The organism is Nocardiopsis sp. TSRI0078 (assembly GCF_001905145.1).
GTDB lineage: Bacteria > Actinomycetota > Actinomycetes > Streptosporangiales > Streptosporangiaceae > Nocardiopsis.
The window spans coordinates 352,287-366,090 of record NZ_LWLB01000012.1 but is presented as its reverse complement, the minus strand read 5'-3'; the positions used below and the strand labels follow the sequence as shown (position 1 = coordinate 366,090).

The window sequence follows — 13,804 nt, the reverse complement described above, 5'->3', positions numbered from 1 at the left end:
CTTCATAGGACCACACCACGACATGCTCCGTGGGGGAATTCCAGAAGATTCCAGAGGCCCCTGGAAGATTCACGGGTTATCCGGACGCGCTTACGGATCTTTTCTCCAGGGCCGCATCCTGTCGTCGCGGGCTCACACAAAGTGACTACGACCCCACGAAAGGACCCGGTGGAAATCCATGACTCCGGCTCAGACCTCTCTCGATCTGCCCAGGCGTATCCGCCACACCGACCCCGGCACCAGCGGCCTGGTGTGCGGCTGCGACCTCCACCACGTGAAGGCCGCGCGCCGGTGGGCGATGCAGGTCACCAGGACCACACCCTCGGTCGCCCACCCGCTGTTGGTGTGTCTGGCCGAGCTGCACACCAACGCCCTGCGCCACACCGCCTCGGGGCTTCCGGGTGGTCGGGTGCGGATCGAGATCCAGCGGCGCCCGCGCCTGTTCCTGCTCCATGTCGGCGACGACGGCCCCAAACCCGGCAAGCAGGCCACCGTGCCCACCGCGCCCACCAAGCGCAACGCAGGGAAGACCGAACCCGTGTTGGCCGAGGGCGGGTACGGCCTGGCGCTGGTGGACGCACTGGCCCTGTACTGGGACTTCTCCGGAAACGCGGGAGGCCCGTTGACGGTGCGTGCCGCTTTCGACCGTTCCGGCCGGACCCGCCTGCCCCTGTGATCCGAACGCGATGACGTTTCCGAGCGGCAGGTATTGAAGAACCTCGTTCACCCAAGTGAACATCAACCAGCCCGGTGGAAGCGGCACCCTTTTCCGTAGGGATCGGGCTTTTTGTGCCCTTTGTGTGGTGTGGGCGGGAAGCGCAGTTCCGGGTGGCGTACGACCCCGGGGTCAATGACACCCGCCCTCCCCACACAGTCAAAGACAGAAGACGTGGAGGCGCCCCGGCCCGGTGTTAGCGGCACCAGGCCAGGGCTGAATCCCCACCTGGAATCAGCAGGAGGAGATCGTGGAAAAGCCTAGCGGTCGGCACCGCAAACCCGTCCGAGGATGGGCCCAACAGGTGCGGTGGCTGTTCGGAGCGGTACTCACCGCGCTGCTGTGCAGTTCCGTGGAGGTGCGTCAGGAGCGGCGCCCGCTGCCGCCACCTCACCGGGGCGCGCTGGAACAAGCGAGGCCCTCGTCCCGGTCCAGGTCCGCAGCGGCCCCGGGGAAGAGGACACGGTCGACAGGTGCATCCTTCGGTGCCCCGCAGGCAAGCCCGGTTCCGGGGCCGGTACGGGTTCCGCGTCCTCGCCGACCCCACCCCTCCGAGCAGGGCTGGTGTGTGGATGACGACGGAGTGCGCGGAGTACGCCCCTACCTGTTCCGCCACCCGGGCGGAGGACCTGACCGTCGGCAGCAGGTTGTGGTCGCGAGCGGGCCGGGGGAGTTCGATGAGCTGGCCGGCCTGGTGAGGACCTGGCTGGACACACGCCGCTGAGCAACCCGCCTTCATCTCGGGGCGGTGCCACTTGTGTGGTGCCGCCCCACGCGCGTTGGCGGGGGTCGGTGCGTCCACTGAACCCGCTCTGAACCCCTTCTGAACCCGAAGTGAACCCGCCCCTCGAGGCTGAACACAGGGACCCACGAGGGAAGAATTCTCCCCGCCGGTGTCGCATCCGGGCCTTCAGCTGGCTTCTTTAGGGAGTCAAAAGCACAGGACCGCGACGGCCCCGGGAGGGTACGCGTGAGCGACTACAAGAAGACACTGATCCGCCTGGCGCCCCGGATCACCGACCGGGACCGGCAGATCCTGGCCGGGCTCTGGGAGCACCGGGTGATGACCACCCACCATCTGCACCACATCTACTTCCCCGACGCCGGACCACGCCGGGCCCGCTCCCGCCTGCTCACCCTGCACCGGTACGGGGTCCTCAACCGCTTCCGCCGCCACGCCCACGACCGCAACGCCCCCGACCACTGGGTCCTGTCCCCCACTGGTGCCGTTCTGGTCGCCCTGCACCAGGGCAAGGAACCCGACGCCCTGAAGTTCCGCGCCGATCGTGCTCTGGCCGTGGCGCACTCACCCCAGCTGGACCACATGCTGGGACTGGCCCAGACCCGGGTGGACTTCCTGCGCAGCGCCCGCCAGTGCGGCGCCGAGGTGGAGCACTGGCTCGGCGAACGCGAGTGCGAACGCCGCTACGGCTACGACGTGCGCCCCGACGCCCGGGTGAGTTGGCACCAGGGCGGGGCGCGTCTGAGGGCGTTCGTGGAGTACGACACCGGCACTGAGTCCCTGACCCAGCTCAAGAACAAGATGTATGGCTACAAGCGCCTGATCCGGTACCGCACTCCTGCCGCGGTGGTGCTGTTCGTCGTCCATTCCCCAGAGCGCGAGCACAACGCGGCGCAGAAGCTGGCTGGGGACTGCACCGACTGCATCGGGGTGTACCTGACCACCCACCACCGGCTGGTGAGGCCGGGAGCGGGCGCACCGATCTGGCGTTCGGCCGCTGACCCCCGCCTCGTCTCCCTGCACCAGATCGCTGACCTCTACCGCACGGTCGAGGAAGGCGAGTGGTGAGCCCTTGAGGGTGTGGTGAACCCCCAGGGCCAACGGGGGGCCGGTGACTGGGCCGGTGTCTACTCCGCCCGGGCGTCCGCGTGGTGCTCCGGCCTTGGGTGGACCACCCCTGAGAACAGTCACAGTGCAGGTCGCGCGGGCTTTGGGGTGGCCCACCGGCCGCCCCGGCTGTCTACCTAGGTAGGTAGTCCTCTTCACGTGGGGCGGCGGCGCCCCGGGGTGTGCGGGGGCGTGAACGCCCCCGCACACCCTCATCACCAGGCCGTCATCATCCGAGACGGTCTGCTCTCTGCGCTCTTCTGTGGAAGCTCTTCCTGTCTCTCAGCACTGCTCTTTGGTCTTTCCCGTACTGCTCTGTGCTGGTGGCGTGGCGCGGTCAAGATCGGCCAGCCGGCTGAGGAGGACGGTGGCGCGCTGTCCTTCTCCCGCGCTGCTCTCGCAGCGGCGCGGGCCTGCTTCGCGCCCGGTCGGACGAGTGGTGACGGCGCTGGGCGGACGCGGCATCGCGGTCGCGAATCGGATGTCGCATCCGCGGTGGCGAATGTCTTCGTAGGGGTTCATCAGGGCGAGCACACCAACGCCACGCCGCGCCGCGCACAGCCGAGGTCGGGTACCGGGCGGCGGTGTTCAGGGCGGATCGTGACCGATCACGAAGGGACGGCTATGGGGGACATGCGACGACGGGCATCGCTGGGGGAGCGGGGGCCGTTGGTGGGCAACGCGGCGGCCCGAACCCGGGGCTCGCGCCCCACGGGCCATGGCGGTGCGCCGGGCGCGGACCGGCCGTCTGACGGCCCCACAGGGGCCAGTGCCGCCCGTACCGCCGGGGACGACGATGGGGACGGGTCCGGTAGGTGGCAGGAACATGCGGCCTGCCGGGGGCAGGATCCGGATCTGTGGTTTCCGCACCAGGGCGGGTCGGTGCGTGCGGCCAAACGGGTGTGCCGCTGGTGCCCCGTGCAGATCAACTGCCTGGCCGAGGCGATGAAGCGCGGCGAACTCTACGGGGTGTGGGGCGGCGCCTCCGAGGATGAACGCCGCCAGTTCCGCACCGCTGCGCGCAACGAGCGCGAGGGAGGTGCGCATGGCGCAGATCGGGCGGCCTGACAACGACGGCGAGGAGAAGGTACCGGAACGGTTGCTGACGATCCCTGAGGCGGCGCGGGTGCTCGCGGTTCCAGAATCGTGGCTTCGCGAACGGGTGCGGTTGCGGCGGGTGCCGCACCGCAGGCTCGGCAAGCACGTGCGCTTCAGTGCCGCCGACTTGGAGCAGATCGTGGCGAGGGCCGCCCAACAGGTGGCTCTCGGACGGCGGGTCGCCCACGCCCACGGGTGGCCGCGCACCCGGTAGGCGAGAAGCCCAAGTGAACCGGTGGGGCGGGTGTTCGACCCGCCCCACCGGCATACCCGGGACCCATAGCGGCTCTAGGAGATCAGACGCAGGCGCTGCTCATCACCGGGATCGGTCCAGGGACCGGTCCCGGCGGGCGGGCCGTCGATGGCCTCGATCATGGTGTCGTCGATGTCGGTGACCAGGTGCCCGTACCGGTCCATGGTCGTGGTGATCGAGGTGTGGCCCAGACGGCGCTGGATCTTGAACACGTGCACGTCCTTGTCGATCAACCAGGCCACGTGGGTGTGGCGCAGGTCGTGGATGCGCGGCTTCTTGCCCAGCCCCCGCCGCTGGGCCTCCTTGACCCCGGGCGCCCACCTGCGCCCGTAGAAGGAGGAGTGCCGCCACCAGGACCCCCGCTCGGTGGTGAACACGAACTCCTCCGGGCCCTTGCCCTCCAACCTTGGGCGGAGAAGATCGATGGTGCGCGGTGAGAGCGGAATGCGCCTGCGCGAGCTGCGGGTCTTGGGAGCACCGAGTCGGAAGGTGTTGTCGGGGCAGCGCTTCCACGCCCGACGCACGTCCAGGTGCCCCCGGGTGAGCGGTTGTCCGTCGGAGCCGATGGCGGACGTGAGGGTGATGTCGCGGACCTGCAGGGCGGTGAGTTCGCTGTAGCGCATCCCGGTGCGCACGAACACCTCCACCATGTCGCGTACGTCCTCGGCCATGGAGTCCCGCAGCAGGGTGAACTCGTCGCGGGTCAGGAAGCACATGTCGTGATCGCCCTCGCCGTCGTCGACGCGGGGCAGACGGGTGCGCGAGGCCGGGTTGGAGGGCCGTAGCGGCGGGTCCTCGCGCACGGCGGCCTCGCAGACGGTGAACAGCAGCCCGTGCAGGTTGTGGATGGACTTGGGTGAGAGGGGTTTGCGCAGCCACCCCGGTTCCTTCTTGCGGCCCCGGCTGGGTGGATCGGCCCTACGCGGGGCGGTGGGGTCGGGGACGCCGGTGCGCAGGTGGTTGACCCAGGCCCGTACGTCCTTGGGTTTGAGCTGGGCGGGGTCGCGCAGGTTCACCTTTCCGAAGCGGGGGATCAGGTGGATGTCCAGGTCGCGGTGGTAGTCGGCGCGGGTGCGTTCGGCGATGCCGGTCATGGAGTCGACGAGGTCGCGGGCGTAGTCGGCGAACAGCACCGGCTCGGTTTCGGGTTCGTCGTCCTCTTCCTCGGTCTTGACCCAGCCGTGGCCGGGGACCCATCCCGGGGCCCAGCCCTGGCGGCGGATCCAGTTCTCGGGCCAGTGGTGTCCGGCTGCTTCGACGTGGAGTTTGAAGGTGTGGGCGTCGGCGTGGGTGTCGAAGGGTTCGGACTGGGGTGCGCCGGTGCGGGTGCCGCCGAGCCGCCATTTCACCCAGTAGCGGGTGCGTCCGTCGGCCAGTGTGCGCTGGTTGATGGTTGCCATGGGTGGACCATCGCTTGGGTGGGGGCCAAAGCGAAGGGAATCGGCGAAGGTTCTCGACAATCTTTTCGCAGGCCAGCAGGGGTGTTCGGTCCATCCGTTGATCGCCGCTGTTGTCCTGGATGCGGGGGTTCGGTGCCGTGCCGACATGGATCCGTGCACCCGGGTGCACCCCCACCCGCGAAGTGAGTGACGGGATGGGCGGTGCACACCCACCGGGCAGATTGCCACCCCCGTGCACCCGCTGGTGCACCCCCGACAACGCAAAAGCCCCTGACCACTATGCGTTTCCGCTGGTCAGGGGCTTTCGCCTCTGGGGTGAGTGACGGGACTTGAACCCGCGACTTCTTGGACCACAACCAAGTGCTCTACCGGCTGAGCTACACCCACCACGTGCGCCTGACCTCTCGGCCCTGCGTACGTCTCAAGCTTAGCGGACTCGGGGGAGTGCTTCGATCAGTTTCCGGCCGTGCCGTCCTTCGAAGCCTCCTCGCGGGCCTTCGTTCCGGTGCCTCCGGCGACCACGTCGGCGGCGATGGAGCGGGCCTCGGACGAGCTCGGGCCGGGCGGGGTGACGAAGGCCGCGGCGCGGTAGTACCGCAGCTCACGGATGCTTTCGGTGATGTCGGCCAGCGCCCGGTGGCCGCCGTTCTTCTCCGGGCTCGCGTAGTACACGCGCGGGTACCAGCGGCGCAGAAGCTCCTTGATGGAGGACACGTCCACCATCCGGTAGTGCAGGAACTCGTCGATGCGTTTCATGTCACGCGCCAGGAACGTGCGGTCGGTGGCGATCGAGTTCCCGCACAGCGGGGCCTTGCGCGGCTCGGTCACGTACTGGCGGATGTGCTCCAGGACCAGGTCCTCGGCCTCCTGCAGGCTCACACCCTTGTCCAGCTCCTCCAGCAGCCCGGAGGTGGTGTGCATGTCGCGCACGAAGTCGCCCATACGGTCCAGTGCGTCCTGCGGGGGTCTGATCACGACGTCCACACCCTCGTCGAGGATGTTGAGCTCCCCGTCGGTGATCAGACAGGCCACCTCGATCAGCGCGTCGCTCTCGAAGTCCAGGCCCGTCATCTCGCAGTCGATCCACACCAAACTGTCATTCATACCGGTCAGCTTAGGGGTTCGCGGGAAGCGCCGGGGATGGCGAAGGGGCGGCCGGAACGCCGTCCGACCGCCCCTGGGAAGCCTGCGTCAGTCCCAGACCCAGTTGTCCGAGACTCCGGGCGGTGCGCCCACGCCGAGGAGCTCGTACATCCAGTCCCACACGTTCCAGAACTGGAGGTAGGCCAGGGCCGCGACGACGAGCACGATCAGGAAGAGGAGGAAGCAGCCGCAGCCGCAGCCGCGCTTCTTCTTCCTGGGCTGCTGCGGGGGCCGCTGCTGGTAGGGGTGCGCGCCCGGGGGCTGGCCCGGACCCGGTTGGCCCGGACCCGGCTGGCCCCACTGGGGACGCTGGGGACCCCCGGGGTAGCCGCCCATCGGCGGCTGCCCGCCGGGGCCGCCGGGGCCGCCGACCATCGGGCCGGGGGTCGGCGGGAAACCCGGGGGCGGGCCGGGGCGGCCCATCGCCTGCGGCGGCTGTCCGTGGGGACCCGGCGGCGGCCCCTGCGGCGGGCGCCCCGGCGCGTTCGGGTAGCCCCCCTGCGGCGGGGGCGGGTACCCGGGAGGCGGGAAACCGCCCTGCTGGGGCGGCGGGTACTGGTGGTGTCCCGGCTGGGGGCCCGACGGCGGCTGCTGCGGCCCGGCCTGCCGGTGGGGTGGGAACATGCCCGGCTGCGGCCCGGACGGGGCCGTACCCGGTGCGGAGTACCCGTGCTGCGGGCCGGAGGGCTGTGCGCCGGGATGCTGTGGACCGGAGGGCTGTGCGCCGGGGTGCTGCGGACCCGAGGGCGGCACGCCGGGGGGCTGCGCGCCGGAAGGCTGCTGGGCGGGCGCCTGGGCGCCGGAGCCCGGTTGGCCGGGGGTCTGCTGGGCCCCCGGATCCTGTCCGGGAGCCTCCGGGGCGGAGGGCTGCTGCCCGGACGGGGTCCGCAGGGCACCCGGCTGGGCACCGCCCGGTGCGTCGGCGGAGCCCGGGGCCTGCCCGGACGGGTTCTTGGCCTGCTCCTCGGCCTGGCGCCGGGCCTCCTCCTCCCGCCGCCTGGCGGCCTCCTCCTCGGCCTGGCGGCGCTGCTCCTTGCGCTCCTCGGAGAGGTCGGCCCACCCCTCCTTGAGGCTGCCCAGGAACTTGTTGAACTTGCCGCCCTTCTTGCCGTCGCCCTCGTCCGCGCCGCCCGAGAACGCCGGGTCGCCGGGGTCGAACACGGCGGTTCCGGAGGACCCGCCCGCGGAGGGGTCGAACACCGCGGTGCGCGGGGTCTCGCCGAGGGCTCCCGGGTCGAACACGGCCGTACGCGGCGTGTCCTCGCCGCCGCCGGTCAGGTCCGACGTGGGGAGCTCGTCGTCGGTGAGGTCCGCGGTGGGCAGCTCGTCGTCGCGCCCGGGCAGGTCGGAGGGGTCGACCCGCATGGTCGCGCCCACACCGCCCGCGTCGGCGGCCGGCCCCCGGTCGTCCCCGCGGCCCGCGACGTCGGCCGGGTCCACCCGCATGGTGGCACCCGTGGCACCCAGGTCGGCGGTGGGCTCCTCGCCCTCGGCGGCGCCCCGGACCCAGGAGGGGTCGATGCGCATGGTGCTGGGTTCGTCGTTGACGGGGGGCTGGGGGGCGAAAGTCCGGGGAGTGGGGGAGGCGGGGGAGGAGCTCTGCGTCCACGACGGGTCGATCCGCATGGTGCTGGGCTCGTCGTCGATGGGGGCCTGGGGGGCGGCGTCCTGCTGGGGGGATCCCTGCACCGAGGAGGGGCTGATGCGCATGGTGCTGGGTTCGTCGTCCACGGGGGCGGCGGGACCGTCGGCCCCGCCCCGGGCCCAGGAGGGGTCGATCCGCACCGTGCTGGGCTCGTCGTCGATCGGCGCGGGCGTCGGGGAGGGGCCCAGCCGCATCGTTCCGTCGTCCTCCTCGGCGGAGGGTGAGTCCCTCGGCTCGGAACCGCCCAGGTGGGTGGTGGCGGCCTCACCGCCGTCGGAGCCGTCGGCACCTCCCTGGAGCTCGCTCAGGGAACGGGTATGCCGCGTCCACTCGTTGCCGTTCCACCATCTGAGCGTCTGCGCGTCGCCCTGCGGGTCCGCGTACCAACCCGGCTCGATAGATCCACCCATGGGCGACAGACTAAGGGGTTGCGGGCCGGCGATGAACCAGCGGTACCCGATTCCTCCTGTTCGCGAGGGTTAGGTGCTTTTTCCGCCCGTTTTCCCGTGCTCACGCGGTCGCCGAACGTGGCGTCCCGGGGCGGGCACGCGGGGCTCGCGGCGCCCCCTCCACGGGCGGACCGGCGGCCAGCAGGCGCGCGGTGTCGAGCCTCCCGGGCCCCTTGGCGGAGGAGCCCGGCACCTGGTCGTGGCCGAAGTGGCCGCCCCGGGCCCAGCGGCGCACCGCCTCCCCGGCCTTGGCGCCCTCCCTCCCCGGAGGGCCCGCGTGCCAGGCCCGTTCCACCCCCCACGAGTCCAGCCACGCCAGGATCGGAGCCAGTCCGTGCATCGGGCCGTCGGTGAAGGGCGCCTCCCGGGAGGCGACCGCCGCCACCACCAGGCACACCCGTCCCTCGTGTCCGTGGTCGAGGTGCAGTCCGTACTGGTGGGTGCCGCCCAGCGCCAGCCGGCTGCGACGGGTCGCGGCCAGGGTCTGGACCACCTCGCCGGTCAGCGGGTTCCACACCAGGTGCGCCGGATGCCCCTCGTCCACCATCCGCCGGGCCTCCTTGTGCGCGGACCAGGCCCCGGGGTCGGACTCGGTCACCGTCCACACGGTCCGCGGGGCGCCGATTCCGGGAGGTGTCCGGGCGGTCCCGCCGCCGAGCCTGTCGGTGCCGGGCATCCACGCCTGCGCCATGGCCTTCCCCAATCCGGTCGTCGTGTGCCGGGTCCGGCGCGGGGCGGGCCCGGACGGACGGGTCCCGCTCCCCTCCCGTTCCCCGAACACACGGCGTCGCGGGGGAGGCGGCCGCCGCGGGGCGGGCCCCGGTACCTCTCTGGGTACGTCAACACGGGGGAGAAGTCCATAGCCCCTCGGACGAAGGACAGGGACTTGTCACTCCCGGTTCCGTCCGGTGCCCGGGCTCGGGAGCCCGCGCGTACCGCGGGAGCGGGCCCGCCGCCCCCGGACACGGGTCCGGGCCGCGGCGCCGCACGCCGCGGCCCGGATGCCGCTGGGGGAGTCGGGGAACCTACTCGGTCTGGTTCTCCGAGATCCGCAGGGAGAACGCCTGGAGGAAGATCTGGCCGATCTCGGTCGGGTCCTCCGTCATGTACGCGGCGCCGCCGGTGGCCGCGGCGATCTCCTGGAGCGGCTCCAGGTTCTGCACGTCCGGCCCGAACGCGATCGTGATGATCGGGATCGGCCGGGACGGGTCCGCCATGTCGTTGATCTGGGACAGCAGCTCGTCCAGTTCCAGACCGCCGGGGTTGTCGTTGTCCCCGTCGGTGAGCATGAGGACGACGTTGGTCCGGTCCGGCCGGTAGGTGCTCGACATCTCCTGGTAGGCGGCCAGGTAGGTGTCGTACAGCGCCGTGTCGCCCTGCGGCAGCGGTTCGAGGGAGGCCAGCGCGCCCCCTATGACGTCCCTGTGCGTGGTGCCGTCCTCGGTGGTCGCCTGCAGCTCGCGGACCGGGGCGGTCTCCTGGTAGTGCAGGTCGCCGTTGACGTTGGTGGAGAACTCCCACAGGCCCAGCTCGGAGCTGTCCGTGAACATCTGCAGCCCCTCCGCGGCCGCGGCGCTGGTCACCTGCATGCGGGTCATCCCGGTCCCGGGCACCTCGGCCAGCATGGATCCGGAGACGTCCACGATCGTGAGCACCCGGGAGTCCATCTTGAGCTGGTTCCAGGAGCGGATCAGGTCGGTGATCGCGCCCTCGGACGGCGTGGCCAGCTCGGAGGGCGGCTCCTCCACGAAGCCGACGTCCTCGGTGAGCACGGACGTGTCGACCTCGCCCTCGGGGCCGCGGAAGCCCTGTTCGAGGATGCGGGCCCGGGCCTCGTCGCTGCGCACCTCCGTGCGGAACGCCTCGGCCGCGCGGGTGACGTCGCTCTCCTCGCTGCGCACGATGTACGGGTAGTCGAGGTAGTAGGTGTCGCCCTCCACGTAGCCGACCCGGGCGGGGGCCTCCTCGTGCGCGGAGTTGTACCGCCACGCGGCCTGCTCCGACATCACCATCACCGGCGGGGCCTCGGCGGTGCCCCCGCTGAAGGCGAGGAAGGCGGCCTCCTCGTCGGGGGAGGCGCCCTGGTGCAGGGCCTGCAGCGCGGCGGTCATGTGCGTGTTGAAGGTCTGGGCGTCGGGGCTGTTCTCCTCCAGCACGCCCTGCACCAGGTAGAGGGTGCCCAGGCCGGTGGAGTTGCGCGCGGGGTCGGCGACGCGGACCGTGCTGCCGGCGGCCTCACCGGGGGCGGAGGTGGGGATGACGTCCGTCCAGGTGCGGGGGTCGCCGCTCTCGTCGGCGTACTCGGCGAGCTCGGCCAGGACCAGCGGCGAGCGGGCCACGGAGGTCCCGGTCTCGGTGATGACGGCGTCGCCCGCCTGGCTCTGCACCAGGCGCGGCCACATCGAGGAGTCCGGGATCCACACGTCGGAGTCGGTGTCTCCCATGGTGGCGCCCGCACCGGTGATGCCGAAGGCGACGTTGGCGGAGTCGACCTGGCGCACCTCCGCGTACACGCAGCGCCCGTCCACCTGGTGCTCCTCGGCGTTGAAGTCCGAGGCGACGGAGTCGAGGGCGGGGGCCAGCTCGGGGCTGACCGCGACGTCCAGCGCGATGTCGGACCCGCCGCAGCCCTCGGACTGGCCGAACATGTAGACGCCCGCCACCGCCAGTCCGAGCACGATCACCAGTGCCGCGGCCAGGGCGGCGAAGGCGCCGCCGCGGCCGCGGCGGCGCCTGGTGCGGCGGGAGGGTTCTTCTGCGTATCTTCCGCGGTGACGTCCCACAGCTTTCCTCACGGGGTGGTGTACGGACACGTGTCGTACAGGGGGGATGTGTTGGTACGGGGGTGGTGGTGCGGGAGACCGCACCACTGGTCCGGTGAGTGGACCGACCACACGTGTGTTACTGGTGGGAAACGGTACTCAACGGGTCAGGCGGAGAGAATGTCGGTCGAACCGGTCACGCTGGGGCGGACCCGGGGAGCCACCGCGCCGAACCTGAGCACAGGGCCGGTTACCTCGGGAAATTCGGTCCGTTTCGCTCGCATCTGCTTTTCGGAAGCGGTCCGGCCGAAATTCGATTCCGATATCCAATCGAGACCGCTCCGAGTCGGATCGGGCGGCCCTCCTCCCAGGCTGCCGCGACCCGGTCCATGCCGGACCCGCTCCTAGGGCGTGTTCCGTGGACGCTGCTCCTCGCGCGGCAGAGGTAGGTGTCCGCGGAACACGCCCTAGCTGTCGCAGTCGGGCACGCACAGCCGGCGCGAGATCGAGCTGAGGAAGATGTCGCCGATCTCGTCGGGGTCCTCGGTCACGAACAGCGATCCGCTGGTGGCCGCCGCGATCTGGCGCAGCTCGTCCTCCTCCGCCTGGGAGCCGAAGGCGATGATGAACATGCTGACCGGGCGCTCGGGGTCGAAGCGGTCCTGCAGCGCCGCCACCAGCGCCTCGTGGGAGATGTCGCTGGACCCCTCGTCCTGTCCGGCGGTGAGCAGGATGACGCTGTTGATCTTGTCCTCGTGGTAGCGGTCCGCCACCTCGCCGTAGGCGGCCAGGATGTTGTCGTACAGGCGCGAGCCGCCGCCGCGCACCCCGATCTCCTCGGCCACGTCGATGAGCTCCTGCCGGCGGGTGGCCTCGCCGTCCCCGTCGGCCGTGCCCAGCCGGTGCATGTCCGCGGCCTCGTCGCGGCCGCTCTCGCCGTACTCGTCCGACATCAGCCACAGGCCCATGTCGGTCTCGTCGGGGAACAGCGACAGGCCCGTGAGCGCCGCCTGCCGGGCGACCTCCATCCGGCTCTGCTCCCCGTCGAGGGCCTCCGCCATGTTCGCGGAGGTGTCGGCGAGCACCAGGGTGCGGCTGGGCATCGACAGCCTGTTCCAGTCGGTGACCGACGCCAGCAGGGCGTCGCCCGTCAGGTCCCCGTGGGTGGGCGGCTCCTCGGCGATCAGGCCGGGCCGGTCGGCCAGGGCCGGTGACGCGGTGCCGTCGGGGTCGCGGAACCCGAGCTCCCGCAGGCGCGAGCGGTAGGAGTCCTGGCGCAGCACCTCGTGCAGGTCGGCGGCGGCCGACCGCAGCGAGGAAACGTCGGTGGTGGTGACGTAGGGGTAGTCGAGGCTGACGGTGCCCTCCACGGGGTAGTGGGCCCGGAGCGGGGGCGCGGACCGGGCGCGGTCGGCGTTGTAGGACACCACCGCCTGCTCGGGGACGACGATCACCGGGGCGACACGCTCCCGGGCGGCGGAGGACCCGGTGTGGAAGGTGCCGAGGTCGATCTCGCCGAACGCGCTGTCGCGCTGCACGTCGCGCACGAAGTCGGTCATGGCGGTGTCGGCCTCGTCGCCGCTGCCCAGGTGGCGCCGGACGGCGTGCATGACGGTCATGCCGTCGACGCCGCGGTTGGGGTCGACCATGACCAGCGGCCGGTCGGGGCTCCGTTCGCCGGGCAGGACCAGCGTCCAGCTGGTGTCGTCGGGAGCGGGCACGCCCTCCGCGCCCTCCGGGGCGGCCAGGACCACCGGTGAGCTGGCCAGGGACGGCGGGTCGGTCTCGATGCCGTGCATACCGCCCTCCGACACGCGGGTCAGCTCGACCCAGGCCGAGGACTCGGGCACCCACACGTGCGGTGCGATGGTGGAGTCCCCCGAGCGGCCGCCGGACAGGGTGGTCATGATCCGGTGCGGTGCGATCTCGTCCACCTGTGCGTACACGCACTCGCCGTCGTAGCTGGGACGGCCGTCGTTGAACTCGGTGGCCGCCTCGCGCAGCACGGGCGCCATGCTCTGGGTCGCCGACACGCGCAGGTAGCGGGTCTCGCCGCAGTCGAGCATGTCCAGGCCGGCCGGGACCGCGACCGCGGTGGCGGCGACGAGCGCGACGACGACCGCGGTGACCCCCAGGGGTGACCCGAGGAGTCTGCGGGTGGTCGAGGCGGTCGGTGAGGCGAGTCGGTGGCGTCCACTGGACACGGGCACTCCGGGGGCGTATCTGCGTCCGGCTTCCGTCCGGTGGCCGCCCGGAAGCCGGTGGTGCGAGGGGCGGTCGTGAAGGGTGATGTCCCGCACACGCGGTAGGAAGGCGAGAACCGCCACGCGCCCCGCGGCGTCCCACGGTGTGGAGGGCGAACGACCACATCATGAGGCGCGAGCGATTCCTTTCCAGGACCTTACTCGTTGGTAACGCACAAGCGGAAGAGCGGTCCCCGCTCCCCGGAGGGCTTCCCGGCAGCCCGAACGGGGTGACCGCTTTGTTACC

10 protein-coding genes and 1 tRNA gene are annotated in these 13,804 nt (G+C 71.3%); 4 read left to right on the top strand and 7 right to left on the bottom strand.

The window, feature by feature from the left end:
- Positions 1-178 precede the first annotated feature (178 nt).
- The 4 genes from A6A08_RS11945 (at position 179) to A6A08_RS11930 (ending at position 3,876) form a co-directional block, all read left to right on the top strand.
- Positions 179-676 (top strand): ATP-binding protein, encoded by a 498-nt coding sequence (locus tag A6A08_RS11945; RefSeq protein ID WP_073702625.1) that lies wholly within the window; start codon positions 179-181, stop codon positions 674-676.
- A gap of 1,009 nt (positions 677-1,685) precedes the next feature.
- On the top strand, positions 1,686-2,525 hold the full coding sequence (locus A6A08_RS11940) for a replication-relaxation family protein (protein WP_073702624.1): 840 nt from the start codon (positions 1,686-1,688) through the stop codon (positions 2,523-2,525).
- 663 nt (positions 2,526-3,188) lie between these two features.
- Entirely contained in the window at positions 3,189-3,632 is a 444-nt protein-coding gene (locus A6A08_RS29125; protein ID WP_338013125.1) for a WhiB family transcriptional regulator, read from the top strand.
- Positions 3,610-3,876 (top strand): helix-turn-helix domain-containing protein, encoded by a 267-nt coding sequence (locus A6A08_RS11930; RefSeq protein WP_073702623.1) that lies wholly within the window; start codon positions 3,610-3,612, stop codon positions 3,874-3,876. The genes A6A08_RS29125 and A6A08_RS11930 overlap by 23 nt, the downstream gene beginning before the upstream one ends.
- Positions 3,877-3,950: 74 nt before the next feature.
- Here A6A08_RS11930 and A6A08_RS11925 read toward each other — a convergent pair whose 3' ends face one another.
- The 7 genes from A6A08_RS11925 to A6A08_RS11895 form a co-directional block, all read right to left on the bottom strand.
- Positions 3,951-5,315, bottom strand: coding sequence for a site-specific integrase (locus tag A6A08_RS11925; protein WP_073702622.1), 1,365 nt, complete (start codon positions 5,313-5,315; stop codon positions 3,951-3,953).
- A gap of 311 nt (positions 5,316-5,626) precedes the next feature.
- Positions 5,627-5,702: transfer RNA gene (locus A6A08_RS11920), tRNA-His, on the bottom strand.
- A gap of 66 nt (positions 5,703-5,768) precedes the next feature.
- Positions 5,769-6,419, bottom strand: coding sequence for an oligoribonuclease (gene orn, locus A6A08_RS11915; protein ID WP_073702621.1), 651 nt, complete (start codon positions 6,417-6,419; stop codon positions 5,769-5,771).
- Positions 6,420-6,506: 87 nt separating this feature from the next.
- A complete protein-coding gene (locus tag A6A08_RS28750) occupies positions 6,507-8,513 on the bottom strand; it encodes a DUF2510 domain-containing protein (RefSeq protein WP_242422361.1) in 2,007 nt (668 codons plus the stop codon).
- Positions 8,514-8,613: 100 nt separating this feature from the next.
- A complete protein-coding gene (locus A6A08_RS11905) occupies positions 8,614-9,243 on the bottom strand; it encodes a hypothetical protein (protein WP_073702620.1) in 630 nt (209 codons plus the stop codon).
- Positions 9,244-9,577: 334 nt separating this feature from the next.
- Positions 9,578-11,335, bottom strand: coding sequence for a substrate-binding domain-containing protein (locus A6A08_RS11900; RefSeq protein ID WP_073702619.1), 1,758 nt, complete (start codon positions 11,333-11,335; stop codon positions 9,578-9,580).
- A 446-nt stretch (positions 11,336-11,781) separates the two neighbouring features.
- Positions 11,782-13,518: a substrate-binding domain-containing protein gene (locus tag A6A08_RS11895; protein ID WP_073702801.1), complete on the bottom strand. Its 1,737-nt coding sequence runs from the start codon at positions 13,516-13,518 to the stop codon at positions 11,782-11,784.
- Positions 13,519-13,804: the final 286 nt, after the last annotated feature.

Excerpts from the sequence above, each read along its gene's own strand:
- A6A08_RS11945 (WP_073702625.1), top strand. The coding sequence starts at position 179 with ATGACTCCGGCTCAGACCTCTCTCGATCTGCCCAGGCGTATCCGCCAC.
- A6A08_RS29125 (WP_338013125.1), top strand. The coding sequence starts at position 3,189 with ATGGGGGACATGCGACGACGGGCATCGCTGGGGGAGCGGGGGCCGTTG.
- A6A08_RS11930 (WP_073702623.1), top strand. The coding sequence starts at position 3,610 with ATGGCGCAGATCGGGCGGCCTGACAACGACGGCGAGGAGAAGGTACCG.
- A6A08_RS11925 (WP_073702622.1), bottom strand. The coding sequence starts at position 5,315 with ATGGCAACCATCAACCAGCGCACACTGGCCGACGGACGCACCCGCTAC.
- orn (WP_073702621.1), bottom strand. The coding sequence starts at position 6,419 with ATGAATGACAGTTTGGTGTGGATCGACTGCGAGATGACGGGCCTGGAC.
- A6A08_RS28750 (WP_242422361.1), bottom strand. The coding sequence starts at position 8,513 with ATGGGTGGATCTATCGAGCCGGGTTGGTACGCGGACCCGCAGGGCGAC.
- A6A08_RS11905 (WP_073702620.1), bottom strand. The coding sequence starts at position 9,243 with ATGGCGCAGGCGTGGATGCCCGGCACCGACAGGCTCGGCGGCGGGACC.